This is a genomic window from Altibacter lentus (assembly GCF_000746845.1).
Lineage (GTDB): Bacteria > Bacteroidota > Bacteroidia > Flavobacteriales > Flavobacteriaceae > Altibacter > Altibacter lentus.
In genome coordinates this window covers 778,271-792,606 of record NZ_KN050846.1, presented here as the reverse complement: position 1 = coordinate 792,606, position 14,336 = coordinate 778,271, and the positions used below count along the sequence as shown (strand labels likewise).

The following is a 14,336-nucleotide window of genomic DNA, read 5'->3' as shown; positions in this document are numbered from 1 at the left end:
GCTCTTGTCAATTATTTCCTTACCTCAAAAACAGTCTATTCAAGCTTATAGAACCCCTGTTGAAAAAGAGTCATTCTAAAATATATATAGAGGCTCGAAAGCGGATTGATCATTATTTGAACATATCCAATCCCGGAATATTAGGCATGCCCTCCTTGGCAACCGCAGCGATCTCGGCTTCATGGATCTGCGTTGCTTTATCAATCGCCTTATTGAGGGTCAACACCAAATAATCTTCAAGCTGTTCTTTGTCTTCCAGCAGGCTATCCGCAATTTCAATATTCTTCAATTTACGGTTGGCAGTGATGGTAATTTTCAATAATCCGTCTGAACTTTGCTCGTCTACCAGTACGCTATCCAGCCTTTTTTTTGTCGCTTCAACTTTTTCTTGGGTTTCTTTGAGTTTACCCATCATACCCATAATATCTCCAAACATAATTTTATCATTTTAATTCAGGCAAATTTACTACTTTGCATTTCTAATATTCAACATTTCCTTTATGAAATATCTGATCGCTATGTGCGCAGTAACCCTTACTTTTGCCGTTTCATGCAGCAATAAAGAATCTTCAGAACAAACTATGGATAGTACGCCACCTACTGCCGAAAAAATCGCCAAGAACCTTGAAAAGCACGGAGACGTGAGGATCGACAACTATTATTGGCTCAACCAAAAGGATGATGCCGAAGTGATCGATTACCTGGAACGAGAAAATGATTATTACGAAAAGATGACTTCGCATACCAAGAAGCTAAAGGAGGATCTTTTTGAGGAAATGAAGAGCAGGATCAAAGAAGACGATGCTTCGGTACCTTATTTTTATAATGGATACTATTACATCACCAAATTTGAAACGGGAAAAGATTATCCTGTTTACACACGAAAGAAGGGTTCATTGGATGCAGAAGAGGAAATAATGTTCAATGTGAATGAAATGGCCAAAGGGCACTCCTTTTACGACCTAAGAGGTATCAACGTGAGTCCCGACAACAAATGGGTTGCTTTTGGTGTCGATACTTTAAGCCGAAGAAAATATACCCTACATATTAAGAATCTTGAAACCGGTGAGATACAGCCTCAATCGATCCCGCTTACCACCAGTGGTTCTACTTGGGCGAACGACAATAAAACACTTTTTTACACTAGAAAGGATGAGCAAACACTGCGCTCCAACCAGATATTCAGGCATGTACGGGGCACCGACCCGGCAAACGATCAATTGATTTATACAGAAGAAGATGAAACGTTCAACACTTACGTCTATAAAACTAAATCTGATAAATACCTCGTCATTGGCAGTTACAGTACATTGACCTCCGAATTTCGCACATTGGACGCCAATACCCCCAACGGAACATTCAAGGTCTTACAGCCAAGAGAGCGCGGACTCGAATATAACATCTCGCATTTTGGAGATCACTTCTATGTATTGACAAATAAAGATGCTTCCACCAATTTTCGTCTTATGAAGACTTCAGAAAATAAAACCTCAAAGGAAAACTGGGTCGATGTGATCCCGCATCGTGACGATGTGCTTTTAGAGGACATCGATATATTTAAGGACTTCTTGGTAGTTAGTGAACGAAGCAATGGGTTGAACAAGATCAGGATTATGAGTTGGAATAATCAGGAGGATTACTACTTGCCATTCGATAATGAAACCTACACTGCTTATACCACCCAAAACCCCGAATTTGATACTAAAGTACTTCGCTATGGGTATAATTCCTTAACCACTCCGGCCTCTGTGATCGATTTTAATATGGAGACTCGCGAAAAAACAGTTAAAAAGGAAGTTGAGGTTTTAGGGGGTAAATTCGATAAGAATAATTACGAGTCCAAGCGTGTATGGGCTACTGCAACCGATGGTACCAAAGTGCCCGTTTCCCTGGTGTATCGCAAAGGCATTAAGAAAGATGGTAGTAACCCGCTGCTATTGTATGGTTACGGATCTTATGGAGCTACCATCGATCCCTATTTTTCATCTTCGCGGTTAAGTCTTTTAGACAGAGGCTTTATTTTTGCCATTGCCCATGTGCGAGGAGGGGAGTATCTGGGGCGTAAATGGTATGAGGACGGGAAGTTATTAAAAAAGAAAAACACCTTCACCGATTTCGTTGATGCGTCAAAATTTTTAATCGCAGAAGGCTATACATCCAAGGAGCACTTATATGCTTCGGGAGGTTCTGCAGGAGGGCTTTTAATGGGTGCAGTAGTGAATATGGCACCCGATATCTATAACGGGGTAATTGCATCGGTGCCATTTGTAGATGTAGTAACAACGATGTTGGACGACAGTATCCCTTTAACAACGGGAGAATATGACGAATGGGGTAATCCAAATGAATTGGAGTATTATAATTATATGAAATCCTACTCACCCTACGATAATGTTACAAAACAGGCATATCCCAATATTTTGGTAACGACGGGTTATCACGATTCGCAAGTGCAGTACTGGGAACCGGCAAAATGGGTTGCGAAACTTCGTGAATACAACACAGGCGATAGTAAAATCTATTTTCATACCAACATGGACGCGGGCCATGGAGGGGCTTCAGGTCGATTTGAGGCCCTGAAAGAAGTAGCCATGGATTATGCATTTTTACTCGATTTGGAGGATATAAAAGAGTAATTAAAAATTTTAATGTACCTTTGTACGGTTTTTAAACTTAGGAAGGATTGTCTAAGTTTTGTAAAAAAACTCCCTATATGAAAGAAGCAATTCAAGCCCACAGTAATGTGTTAGAACTTATAGGTAACACACCTCTTATCAAGCTCAACACTATTACTTCAAAAATGAAAGGCAACTACTTCGCAAAAGTGGAAGCTTTTAATCCGGGACACTCTACAAAAGATCGTATTGCACTTTACATCATCGAACAAGCCGAAAAGAAAGGCATTCTAAAGCCTGGTGATACCATTATTGAAACTACGAGTGGTAATACCGGTTTCAGTATAGCGATGGTGAGTATCATAAAAGGATATGAATGCATCCTTGCCGTAAGTTCGAAATCCTCCAAGGACAAGATCGATATGCTGAAGACTATGGGAGCCAAGGTATATGTATGTCCCGCCCATGTGAGCGCCGATGACCCGCGATCCTACTATGAGGTGGCAAAACGCCTTCATAATGAGATCAAAGGTTCAGTATATATCAATCAGTATTTCAACGAATTGAACATAGATGCTCATTATTACACCACAGGTCCAGAAATCTGGAACCAAACCAACGGAAAGATTACACATCTTGTAGCCTGTAGTGGAACCGGAGGAACGATCTCCGGTACAGCGCGTTATTTAAAGGAACAAAATCCGGATATCAAAGTTATTGGGATCGACGCATTTGGTTCAGTTTTGCAAAAATATCACGAGACCCGTGAATTCGATGCAAATGAGATCTATCCATATAGAATTGAAGGATTAGGCAAGAATTTGATCCCTACTGCGACCGATTTTGATACCATTGATTCATTTATAAAAGTTACAGACGAAACAAGCGCACATACTGCGCGAGAGCTCGCCAAGACCGAAGGCCTGTTTGTTGGGTATACCAGCGGTGCGGCCATGCAAGGTCTAAAACAACTGGACGAAGAAGGCATTTTTACTGAAGAAAGCAACGTAGTTGTGATATTCCCGGATCACGGTTCACGCTATATGAGCAAAATCTATAGTGATGACTGGATGAGCCAGCAGGGCTTCTTCGATGCAAAATCAGAATCGCACGTAAGTATTGAATACATAAAATAAAACCAAATATTCCCATTAGAAGCCGTTGCGAAAGTAGCGGCTTTTTTTATGGATGCTTCTTAAAAATAAATGTGTTATAATACTAAATTTAAGTATTTTTGCGCCATACAAAGAAACAAGCTGTATAGATGAAAGATTTATTCGATAAGATTTATAAGGATAAAGGGCCTCTTGGAAAGTGGGCGGAACAAGCAGAAGGCTATTTCGTATTTCCAAAACTGGAAGGACCTATTTCCAACCGAATGCGTTTTAAAGGAAAAGAGGTAATCACATGGAGTATCAATGACTACCTTGGATTGGCCAATCATCCCGAAGTTCGTAGGGTAGATGCGGAAGCCGGTGCAAAATATGGCTCGGCATATCCAATGGGTGCTAGAATGATGAGTGGTCACACGGATCTTCATGAACAATTGCAACGTGAATTAGCAGCCTTTGTAAAGAAAGAAGCTGCATATCTGTTAAATTTCGGGTACCAAGGAATGGTCTCTACCATCGATGCCTTGGTCTCAAAAGACGATGTGATCGTTTATGATGTGGATGCCCATGCGTGTATCATCGATGGCGTTCGCCTGCATTTAGGACAACGATTTACCTATAAGCACAACGATATGGAAAGTATCGAAAAGAATTTGAAACGTGCCGAGAAAGTTGCCGAAAAGACCGGAGGCGGTATTCTTTTAATTTCTGAAGGTGTCTTCGGAATGAGAGGGGAACAAGGTAAATTGAAGGAGATTGTTGCCTTAAAGAAAAAATATAACTTTCGTTTGTTCGTGGACGATGCACATGGTTTTGGAACCCTCGGAAAAACAGGTGCCGGAGCAGGAGAGGAGCAAGGCGTACAAGAAGAGATCGATGTCTATTTCGCAACATTTGCGAAGTCTATGGCCAGTACAGGAGCATTCATCGCAGCCGATGAAGAGATCATTAACTACCTAAAATACAACTTGCGCTCACAAATGTTTGCTAAATCGCTGCAAATGCAACTCGTAGAAGGTGCACTGAAGCGCCTGGACATGTTACGCACCATGCCGGAATTGAAAGACAAACTTTGGGATAACGTAAATGCCTTACAAAACGGGCTTAAAGAACGTGGTTTCGATATTGGTACCACACAAAGTTGTGTGACACCTGTGTATTTGAAAGGAAGTATTCCTGAAGCAATGGCTCTGGTAAAAGACCTGCGTGAGAATCATGGTATTTTCTGTTCTATTGTAGTGTATCCCGTGATCCCTAAAGGCTTGATCCTTTTACGTATGATACCAACTGCTTCGCATACCATGGAGGATATCAACGAAACTCTTGAAGCATTCTCGGCGATACGAGAGCGATTGGAGAATGGTACCTATAAGCGTCTTTCAGCTGCTGTAGCAGCTGCTATGGGAGAGTAAATAGTAGATAAGATTTTGTATTTATATTAAAAAACCTTCTCGTTGTGGAAGGTTTTTTAGTTATCTATTCAATTTATAGAGGTTTTCCAAGAATTTAACTTTTTCTTCTTCATTCCATTTATCTGTAAATACAAGTAGACTTAAGAAATTGCCATTTACAGACCCAAATAGAAAAATATTATCCATTTTTCCATCATTGAATTTCCAAATTATATATTCCAATTTAGAATTTTCTTTGAGTTTATCAGTTTTTTGCTTCAGTTCTATTCTGTAATCTGAATCCCATTTGTAAAATTCTTGTACATTTTCAAAGTCCGACGCTAAACTCTTGTAAAAAGGATAAGCCTTCTTAGGATTTTTAGCAACAGCTATTATTACATTTTCTTCATTTTTCAAGTAGGTTTGTCCAGAGTCATCGATCGAATTTAGCTGCGTCCACGCACCAGGAATTCTAACTTCAGTAGTGTTGGTCATCACCGTTGTGAAATTATTGACCTCTTGACTAAACACCAAAAGCGGCGTCATTAAAAGAAGGATAAATATTGAGCTCAATTTTACCATAATTTTCGTTTTTTTTTACACGTAACGCCTGCTATAATGACTTTCTAAAGGTACTCCGCTCTTTGTGCTGTACCGGATTATAATCTTTCCAAAGCAACTGTACAGCAGTATTCTCAATAAGCTCCGGATTGGTTTCTACCGTTTGTATGCCCTTGGCATTGAACAAATGCTGCATTTCTTCAAAAATAATTGCAGTCACTCCTTTTCCCTGATACTCCGGATCGATACCAATAAGGTAAAAGGCGGCTTTGTCGTTCTTCTTTTGAGCCTGTAATATGTGATACCAACCCAGCGGCATTAACTTTCCATTTGCCTTTTTTAAAGCTTCGGAAAAAGAGGGCATCACAATGGAGAATGCAATTAGCTTTCCTTGTTGGTCCTTGATACACGTAATATAATCCGGGTGGATAAAACTGAAATATTTTTCCTTGTAATAATCAATTTGGTACTGCTGAATGGGGACGAAGGTCTGTAAGGTATTGTAGGTTTTATTCAGTAAACCGAACATGGCATCCACATAAGGAAGGATCTCTTTCTTGTTCTTAAACCGAATTACGCTAAGTCCGTAACGCTCCCGAATGATCTTACTGAACTTTTGTACCTTTTCGTAAATAGTATCCGGAATCTTCATGGTGTATTCCACCCAGGTGGCTTGCTTTTCGAATCCCAGCGCTTCCATGTGTTTTGCATAGTATGGAAAGTGATACCATGTGATCATGGTATTTAATTCTTCGAAGCCTTTTGTGAGAATTCCGGCCTTTTCCATATTGGAAAAGCCTACCGGCCCTTCGGCGTATTCGAGCTTGTTCTCTCGCCCCACCTCATATACCTTCTCCATCAATGCCTTAGTGATGTCCAGGTCATCGATCATATCCAACCACCCAAACCGTACTTTTTTCTTGCCTATTTCGTCGATCTCTAATCTGTTGATGATCACGGCAATCCTTCCTGCCGTCTTTCCATCCTTCTTTGCTAAATAATAGGTAGCTTCAGCATTTTTAAAAACAGGATTCTTTTCAGAATCGAGTGTATTCATCTCGTCTTTGATCAAGGGAGGGACCCAATACTTGCAGTTTGCATAGAGCTGAAAAGGAAAAGTAACAAACTCTTTTAGTTGCTTTTTATTGGTTACTTGTAAAACTTCTATCATATAATCAGTGTGCTAGATTCCACCATCGCCGCCATCACCATCGTCTTCCACGGCGTCCATTCGTTTATTCTTTTTCTTTTCTTTTTTGTTCTTGGCCTTACGTTCTTTTCGGCTGGCTCTGCCTGCTTTGCCCTTTTCTTCGATATACTCATCGGAGTCATGCATGTCAAACCGATATGCCATTCCAATGCGCCCATAGGTGCGCGAGGGTGTATCCTTGAAATTAAGTATCACAGATCCGTCCACATGAAAATTCTCGTTTATAAGGACGGCCACACCGCCGCGAAAAAGCTGGTCGGCATAGAAATCACTTTTAATGCCTTGATTCTCGACAAAAACAGAAAACCAATCGGTAGGGGTATGTGTAAGCGTTAGGATGTAGGAATATACAGGTTCTTCGGTAGTTACCCTGTCGACGATAATATTGGTCACGAAAACAAATCCACCTATCCAGTTATTTTGTGTGGCTAAAACGAATTTAGGACTTATGGTAAGATCGTCCATTGAAGTAGAAAACGGATTGGTAAGTTTATCCACGGCATTTTCGGTAAAATCGATATTTGCTCCGGCATATACTGAAACTGCGGGAACAAGATCTTTCCACTGAAAACGGTTATTGGCTTTCCAGCTATAGAGATTAGGGCCTTCCTGATCCATTTTCCGATAAGGATCGTACACTAAATATTTTGCACCTATGGTATTGCTTCGGAAATTACTCACTTTAAAATCCGGCCGGCCCGCAAGCGTAGGGTACGAATAGGTATTGGACTGGAATTCACCCATTAAACTCACTTCAAGTTCTTCTTTAAAAAAACCATAGCGCACACTGTAATCCAAAGCAAAGGCACTGGTCTCGGTTTCTAACAAGCGATGTTCCTCTTTTCCCAAACTGAAACCGCTCTCAAACTGAAGCACTCGCTTTCCTACCGAAAAGGCACCTTGCGAAGCCCCGGGGCGATTGGAATTAAGTTCGTCTGTATATTGACCCGAAACATGAATAAAAGGAAACAGAATGAGGAAAAGTATTGTGAGATTTTGGGTTCGCATACAATGTTCGGTTTAGTTCAAAGATATAAGATTTTATCATTTATTTAATAGTAGAATTTCGTCTTTTTCTGTGTCAATCCGTACTTTTGAAGAAGATTTGTATTCCTTATGATAACTTTTTTAAAAACGGTTTTAATCATTCTTCTGGTATACTTCGGGTTAAAGTTTTTAATCCGACTGCTAACCCCTTATATCATGCGGTATATAGCTAAAAAGGCAGGGCAACGATTTGAACAAGCATTTGGGAATAATCCCTTTGATGCTCAAGAAAAGAAAAAAGATGGCAGTATTACCATCGATAAAATGCCATCCTCTCGCAATAAATCCAAGTCTACCGTTGGTGAGTACGTAGATTACGAAGAAATTGATTAATTTTCAGCCTTCATAATTCATTCGTAAGCTATGCAGCGATTTTTCAAGAATTTTCTTCCTCATATTGTTATCCTTTTATTATTCATTATTGCTTCGCTGGCGTATTTCAGTCCGGTATTACAAGGAAAAAAAATCTTTCAAAGTGATATTGTCCAATATACGGGCATGGCGAAACAGCACAATGATTACAGGGAGTCTACAGGGAAGGAAACCTACTGGACCAATGCAGCGTTTGGTGGCATGCCTACCTATCAGTTAGGCGCTAAGTATCCCCATAATTACATTAAACAACTGGACCTGACGCTACGGTTCTTACCGCGTCCTGCCGATTATCTCTTCCTGTATTTTATAGGGATGTACATTCTTTTTTTAATACTGAAAGTAGACTACAAGCTGGCATTTCTGGGGGCATTGGCATTTGGATTTTCAACCTATCTTATTATTATCCTGGGTGTGGGACATAATGCAAAAGCACACGCCATTGCATATATGCCTCTGGTGTTGAGTGGTATCATTCTTACGTTTCGCGGGAAGTATGTCTGGGGTTTTATTCTAACCACCATTGCTTTGGCTTTGGAATTGGCAGCCAATCACTTTCAAATGACCTATTACCTGTTACTTTTGGTGTTGATCATTGGAGCAGTATATCTGGTGGATGCATTCAGAAAGAAAATGATCCCTCATTATTTTAAGTCGGTAGCGATCATGGCCGTGGGCGCCCTTATCGCCGTAGGTCTAAATGCGACCAACATTATGGCGACCAAAGAATATGCCGATACCTCCACACGGGGTAAAAGTGATCTTACATTACAACCGGACGGCTCACCCAAGGTGGAATCCTCCGGGCTTGATTACGAGTATATTACCGAATACAGTTACGGACGGTTAGAGAGTTTTAATCTCTTCATTCCCGGGTTTATGGGAGGTGGTTCGGGTGATGCCTTACCCGATGACTCTGAAACACGAGAACATCTTCTGCGCATGGGCGCTTCTCCCCAAGATGTCAATCAAATATTGAATCAGGTACCGGTATATTGGGGAAAACAACCCATAGTTGCAGGACCAGCCTATATAGGCGCCGTTGTTATTTTTTTGGCTCTTCTAGCTCTTTTCTTAGTGAAGGGTCGTTTAAAATGGTGGATCAGCGTTGCATTTCTGCTTAGCTTATTCTTGTCGTGGGGAGACAACTTTGCCTTTTTAACCAATTTGTTCATAGATTACGTTCCCTTATACAATAAGTTCAGGGCTGTGTCTTCCATACAGGTGATTATCGAATTGGTACTTCCTATATTGGCGATTGTTGGCTTGCATCAGTTCTTTTCATCTTTTGAACGTGAGGAAATAAAAAAGAAGGCCTTGCTGTATGCAACAGGAATTGCCGGAGGCATCGCAATACTATTCTTGTTGTTAAAATCTACGTTGTTCGATTTTACGAGTCCCTACGATAAATTTTTTATTGAAGAACTGGGCATGCCTTTTATAGAAGCTGTTCGGGGGGATCGCATGTCTATTATGACCTTAGATACGCTTCGCTCGCTTATTTTTGTACTTCTTACTTCTTCGGTGCTTTGGCTTTTCATGAAATCGAAACTGAAATCGATGACGACATTGGTAATCCTTGCTGCCTTGTTGCTTATCGACCTCGTTGGGGTTGGAAAGCGTTATGTCAATTCTGAAAACTTTGTTGCAGCACGCGTGGTTGATGAACCTTTTCAGAAAAATGGAGCCGATCTTCAAATATTGGAAGACGACGGTTACTACAGGGTTTTTGATGCTACAACCAATCCCTTTAACAGCGGTCGTGCCAGTTATTATCATAATGCTTTAGGCGGCTACCATGCGGCGAAACCCGGACGTATGCAGGACATAGATACCTATTATCTTTCAAAAGGGGATATTGGTATTTTGAACATGATGAATGTGCGTTACATTATTACGCAGGGAAGAAATGGTGGGGCTGTGGCACAACGCAACCCGTATGCGAATGGAAGCGCATGGTTCGTGGAGAACGTAATGATCGCCGAAAATGCCGACCAGGAGATACGTCTGTTAGACAGTTTAAACACCAAAGAAACAGCAATTGTTCATGCCGATTTTGCTTCAGAATTACCCCTAAAAGATATTCAGCGGGATTCTACGGCAACCATTGAACTAGTACGTCACCAACCGGACCACCTGGTCTATGAAACATCGTCCTCTTCGGCTCAATTGGCACTTTTTTCAGAAGTATACTATCCAAAGGGATGGAATGTGTATATCAACAATAAACCTGCTTCATATTTTCGTGCAAACTATGTACTGAGGGCCATGACGATACCGGAAGGGAATCACAAGATAGAATTCAAGTTCGAGCCTAAAGTGATCCAGACCGGCAGTATGATTAGTCTTGGAAGTAGTGTGCTGTTGGTACTACTAATTTTTGGCGCACTCTTTTATAACTACCGCAAGCAAACGTCTGTAAAACATAAAGATTCTTGACCAAACGAGTACTCATTATAGCCTATTACTGGCCGCCGGCAGGAGGTCCCGGGGTGCAACGATGGTTAAAATTTGTAAAATATCTTCCACAGTTCGATGTCGAGCCTATTGTATATGTACCCGAAAATCCAAGTTACCCTATCATCGACCGAAATTTGGAAGATGAAGTACCACAGGACATCACTATTCTAAAAAGTTCTATCAAAGAACCGTATCGATTTGCGCGTTGGTTCTCTAAGGGAAAGACAAAGAAATTGAGCAGCGGAATGGTTCCTGCCAAGAATCCCGGACTCTTGGAGCGTTTTTTACTTTATATTCGGGGAAATTTCTTTATTCCAGACGCACGAATAGGCTGGGTAGCACCTTCCGTTCGTTATTTGAGTGCGTACCTGGATAAAAATCCGGTGGATTTAATTATAACAACCGGACCACCCCATAGTTTGCATTTGATCGGCCTGGGCTTACAGCAGCAAATGTCGATCCCCTGGCTGGCAGATTTTAGGGATCCCTGGACAACAATTCATTATCATAAATCTTTACAACTCACCAAGGCATCGGCACGAAAACACAAGCGACTTGAGGCGCGGGTATTACGTCTAGCCGATCATATTCTTGTAACGAGTCCGACGACCAAAAAAGAATTCGAGATGATGACAGAAACGCCAATTTCGGTGATAACGAACGGTTTTGAGATCGCTAATGACATCGTTCGTAGACCGGATACAGCATTTTCCATAGCGCACATCGGTTCTTTGTTGAGTGAACGCAATCCAAAAGTATTGTGGAGGATTCTTTCTGAAATAGCTTCGGAAGAAAAAGAATTCAAGAAGGATCTGGTATTGAAATTTGCCGGTGTAGTAAGCGACACAGCGATGGCGAGTATTACGGCTTTCGGACTTGAGAGAAATGTAGAAAACCTGGGATATGTTTCCCATTCGGAAGCATTACAGCTTCAGCATAATGCTCACGTATTACTGTTAGTCGAGATCGATCGTCCCGAGACCCGTGCTATCATTCCGGGAAAACTCTTCGAGTATCTGGCAGCCAAACGGCCTATTATTGCCATTGGACCCGAAGGCAGTGATGTAGAGGTGATCCTTTCAGAAACTAAAAGCGGTCATTATTTTACCTATCACGACGAGGAACGCTTAAAGTCACATATCCTCGAACAATACAAAGCTTTTAAAAACGGGGAGTCGACTACTACTACCGATGCTGTGGAACAATACAGTAGACCTGCTTTGACCAGGCGATTAGCTTCCTTACTGAAAGAAATAACGCAGTAAAAGGCGAAACCCCCATTTGGCAAATGCCGCCTGAGGGTTTCTAACTAACCAACCAAAAAAATCTTACTGTCCTCGGCCTCTTCTTGAGGTATTTTTTGAACCTGAACTCTTTCGAGCTCCGGTCGAGGATTTGGAAACTTGTTTTCTAGTATTTGTTTGTTTCCGAACATTGGATTGTTTTCTGGAAACAGAATTACTTCTTGTGTTCACCGAACTCTTACGAGCGTCTGATCGTTTTATCGCCGAACTACGCTTTGAAACACGTCCTGTGGATGATACCTTGGAGCGTGATTTGTTAACGGCATTTCTATTGTTCACCTGAGGCCGGCCTTTTGAAACCGAATTCTCTCGCTTTGAGTTGCCTTTAGAAACAGTGCTTCGTGTATTTCTTGTCGTATTCTCTCGCTTAGCGATGCCGCGCGAACTGCTGTTGTCGACCCGATTCACATTCGAGTTGCTTCGGCTTTTATTGTTAGAAAAGCGGTCGTCTTTGTTCGCAATACCTCTTGAATTGGTATTACGGGCATTATTGATCTTATTGCGATCATCCTTTGAAACATTACCTCTACTGTTGCTGCCACGATCGTTAGTTCCATATCGATTCTCCTTACCAGCAATTCCTCTAGCATTATTATTGTTTCTGGACGTTACATTCTCCCGTCTCGGATTGTTCTGCGCCATAGAATTTCTTCGGTTGGCATCGTAATCGCGGCGTTTGGCTACACGGCCGTCTTTATAATGTACACGACTCCCGGGTCTGTGAAAATCTCTTCTTCCGTTGTGGTACGCCACTCTATGTCTGTTGTTGTAATACTGTCTATGGTGATGCCAGCTGTAACGGTGCGGATTATAATATCTTCTGTATGGATAATCGTATACGATACACGTAGAATAGAACGGGCGGGCGTAATACACATGCCAAGGGCGATAAATATATCTTGGGGTCCATAGATTTATATAACCTGTACAGTGTGAAAAGTAGCCATAAGGATTATAATATACATGTAATCCACCTACACGAACGATGCGTCTATCGTTATAGCGAATTTCTGTAGAACCAGCCTGTACGATGCGTCCGTATTCATCGTAATAAATGGGAACATCCTCAATTTGGATCACTGCGCCATAATCGTCGTATTGTATATATGCATCATAGTCGTACCCGGAATTGAAGTTAATATTCACATTCTGGGTGTTGATATTTACATTTACGTTTCCGCCACGATCACGACCCAGGTAAACAAAGTCAAACTGACCATCGGGAAAAACTGAAAACTCTACGCCTCCTTCTACAAAGATGTAGGCAGAGCCATCGTAAGAATAATTGGCGGGAGCACTCTCCGGTGCAGATTCCGCTTTGCTGGTAATGCCTATCATAAAGAAGGCAAATACTAATGCTACTGTCTTTTTCATACTGTTAAGATTAAGGTTGTACTTGCTTTAATTTTTTTGGTCAGCTTGTACACTCTGTAAATAAACAACGACCGTGCCAAAAATGTAAAATATTGATCTACAGGGGTTATTGAGATTTTCCTAACAGTGTTTCGTATAAAAACGAAATCCGCCGAGTCTTTTAACAGATTCGACGGATTTCTAACTAACCAACCAAAAAAACTATAAACTAATTTTTCTTTCTTTTTCGTTCACGGTCATTCCAGTCTTCATATTCATCATCACATTCATAACCGTGGTCATTATAATTATACCAACCTTCGTGCCACAATTTTTTATTGTATCGATTTACATATCCGATTATATCACGAATTCTTCCGAAGCGATCATAGACAAGGGTCATTTCACCTACTTGTACTAATCGGCCTCGATGATATCTAAGGTAGATACTACCAATCGATTTCACTTTCCCGTTTCGTTGATATGTAATATAGGAATCCCCTATACTTCGTACACGTCCAAAACGGTCTGTAGTAATTGCGTTCTTATAGTGGTAGCGACCTGTTCTATAATGAACTGCTCCGGGAGCTCCATTGTAGTACACTACTTGATGTCCTCTGCGTGGACGGTTCGATACCGGAGTTTCACCTGTAAAATCATAATAAAAAGTTCCATCGGTGGCAATAGTAAAAAGAACACCATTTTCTACAAAACGAATTTCCTGCGCGTTGTAATAGCGATGTTTCTTACCCTTTTGAACCTCGTATCGATGGTTCTTTTGTGCAAAGATCTGTGTAGTGCTTCCCACGAGGAATACAGCTACTAAAAAGACTGCTTTTCTCATAATACTTTGTTTTTGGGTTATGTCACACATTAGCTGTGTAACGTACGCTATTTCATTGGAAAGAACC

The 14,336-nt window shown here is 41.1% G+C and carries 12 protein-coding genes; 6 read left to right on the top strand and 6 right to left on the bottom strand.

The window, feature by feature from the left end:
- Window positions 1-112: 112 nt before the first annotated feature.
- On the bottom strand, window positions 113-436 hold the full coding sequence (locus tag JS40_RS03780) for a YbaB/EbfC family nucleoid-associated protein (RefSeq protein ID WP_034258512.1): 324 nt from the start codon (window positions 434-436) through the stop codon (window positions 113-115).
- A gap of 64 nt (window positions 437-500) precedes the next feature.
- On the opposite strand from JS40_RS03780, the gene JS40_RS03775 reads away from it, so the two are divergent.
- The 3 genes from JS40_RS03775 to JS40_RS03765 all read left to right on the top strand — a co-directional run bounded on the left by JS40_RS03775 (window position 501) and on the right by JS40_RS03765 (window position 5,139).
- Window positions 501-2,636 carry a S9 family peptidase gene (locus JS40_RS03775; RefSeq protein WP_034258511.1) on the top strand — a complete coding sequence of 712 codons (2,136 nt, stop codon included), beginning with the start codon at window positions 501-503 and terminating at the stop codon, window positions 2,634-2,636.
- Window positions 2,637-2,713: 77 nt separating this feature from the next.
- A complete protein-coding gene (locus tag JS40_RS03770) occupies window positions 2,714-3,751 on the top strand; it encodes a cysteate synthase (protein ID WP_034258510.1) in 1,038 nt (345 codons plus the stop codon).
- A gap of 128 nt (window positions 3,752-3,879) precedes the next feature.
- Complete coding sequence (locus JS40_RS03765; protein ID WP_034258509.1) at window positions 3,880-5,139, top strand: cysteate-C-fatty acyltransferase; 1,260 nt, start codon at window positions 3,880-3,882, stop codon at window positions 5,137-5,139.
- A 60-nt stretch (window positions 5,140-5,199) separates the two neighbouring features.
- Here the strand turns inward: JS40_RS03765 and JS40_RS03760 are convergent, their stop codons facing one another.
- The 3 genes from JS40_RS03760 to JS40_RS03750 are packed head-to-tail and all read right to left on the bottom strand — an operon-like array spanning window position 5,200 to window position 7,897.
- Window positions 5,200-5,700 (bottom strand): hypothetical protein, encoded by a 501-nt coding sequence (locus tag JS40_RS03760; RefSeq protein ID WP_152558127.1) that lies wholly within the window; start codon window positions 5,698-5,700, stop codon window positions 5,200-5,202.
- A 31-nt stretch (window positions 5,701-5,731) separates the two neighbouring features.
- The gene (locus tag JS40_RS03755; RefSeq protein ID WP_034258505.1) at window positions 5,732-6,850 is read right to left on the bottom strand and encodes a GTP cyclohydrolase; all 1,119 of its coding nucleotides are present in this window, start codon (window positions 6,848-6,850) and stop codon (window positions 5,732-5,734) included.
- A gap of 12 nt (window positions 6,851-6,862) precedes the next feature.
- Window positions 6,863-7,897, bottom strand: a complete 1,035-nt coding sequence (locus JS40_RS03750; protein ID WP_034258503.1) for a transporter — start codon at window positions 7,895-7,897, stop codon at window positions 6,863-6,865.
- A 108-nt stretch (window positions 7,898-8,005) separates the two neighbouring features.
- Here JS40_RS03750 and JS40_RS03745 point away from each other — a divergent pair, with 108 nt between their 5' ends.
- From JS40_RS03745 to JS40_RS03735, 3 genes are read left to right on the top strand one after another with little or no spacing between them, the layout of a single operon-like run.
- Complete coding sequence (locus tag JS40_RS03745) at window positions 8,006-8,269, top strand: DUF4834 family protein (protein ID WP_034258501.1); 264 nt, start codon at window positions 8,006-8,008, stop codon at window positions 8,267-8,269.
- A 30-nt stretch (window positions 8,270-8,299) separates the two neighbouring features.
- Window positions 8,300-10,747, top strand: coding sequence for a YfhO family protein (locus tag JS40_RS03740; RefSeq protein WP_034258499.1), 2,448 nt, complete (start codon window positions 8,300-8,302; stop codon window positions 10,745-10,747).
- Window positions 10,744-12,033 (top strand): glycosyltransferase, encoded by a 1,290-nt coding sequence (locus tag JS40_RS03735; RefSeq protein ID WP_034258496.1) that lies wholly within the window; start codon window positions 10,744-10,746, stop codon window positions 12,031-12,033. Before JS40_RS03740 ends, JS40_RS03735 begins: the two co-directional genes overlap by 4 nt.
- Before the next feature lie 63 nt (window positions 12,034-12,096).
- Here JS40_RS03735 and JS40_RS03730 read toward each other — a convergent pair whose 3' ends face one another.
- Entirely contained in the window at window positions 12,097-13,446 is a 1,350-nt protein-coding gene (locus JS40_RS03730) for a hypothetical protein (RefSeq protein ID WP_051957488.1), read from the bottom strand.
- Between the two features lie 208 nt (window positions 13,447-13,654).
- The gene (locus tag JS40_RS03725; RefSeq protein WP_152558126.1) at window positions 13,655-14,269 is read right to left on the bottom strand and encodes a hypothetical protein; all 615 of its coding nucleotides are present in this window, start codon (window positions 14,267-14,269) and stop codon (window positions 13,655-13,657) included.
- Window positions 14,270-14,336: the final 67 nt, after the last annotated feature.

Excerpts from the sequence above, each read along its gene's own strand:
- JS40_RS03775 (WP_034258511.1), top strand. The coding sequence starts at position 501 with ATGAAATATCTGATCGCTATGTGCGCAGTAACCCTTACTTTTGCCGTT.
- JS40_RS03765 (WP_034258509.1), top strand. The coding sequence starts at position 3,880 with ATGAAAGATTTATTCGATAAGATTTATAAGGATAAAGGGCCTCTTGGA.
- JS40_RS03760 (WP_152558127.1), bottom strand. The coding sequence starts at position 5,700 with ATGGTAAAATTGAGCTCAATATTTATCCTTCTTTTAATGACGCCGCTT.
- JS40_RS03725 (WP_152558126.1), bottom strand. The coding sequence starts at position 14,269 with ATGAGAAAAGCAGTCTTTTTAGTAGCTGTATTCCTCGTGGGAAGCACT.
- JS40_RS03730 (WP_051957488.1), bottom strand. The coding sequence starts at position 13,446 with ATGAAAAAGACAGTAGCATTAGTATTTGCCTTCTTTATGATAGGCATT.
- JS40_RS03780 (WP_034258512.1), bottom strand. The coding sequence starts at position 436 with ATGTTTGGAGATATTATGGGTATGATGGGTAAACTCAAAGAAACCCAA.
- JS40_RS03740 (WP_034258499.1), top strand. The coding sequence starts at position 8,300 with ATGCAGCGATTTTTCAAGAATTTTCTTCCTCATATTGTTATCCTTTTA.
- JS40_RS03755 (WP_034258505.1), bottom strand. The coding sequence starts at position 6,850 with ATGATAGAAGTTTTACAAGTAACCAATAAAAAGCAACTAAAAGAGTTT.
- JS40_RS03750 (WP_034258503.1), bottom strand. The coding sequence starts at position 7,897 with ATGCGAACCCAAAATCTCACAATACTTTTCCTCATTCTGTTTCCTTTT.
- JS40_RS03745 (WP_034258501.1), top strand. The coding sequence starts at position 8,006 with ATGATAACTTTTTTAAAAACGGTTTTAATCATTCTTCTGGTATACTTC.
- JS40_RS03770 (WP_034258510.1), top strand. The coding sequence starts at position 2,714 with ATGAAAGAAGCAATTCAAGCCCACAGTAATGTGTTAGAACTTATAGGT.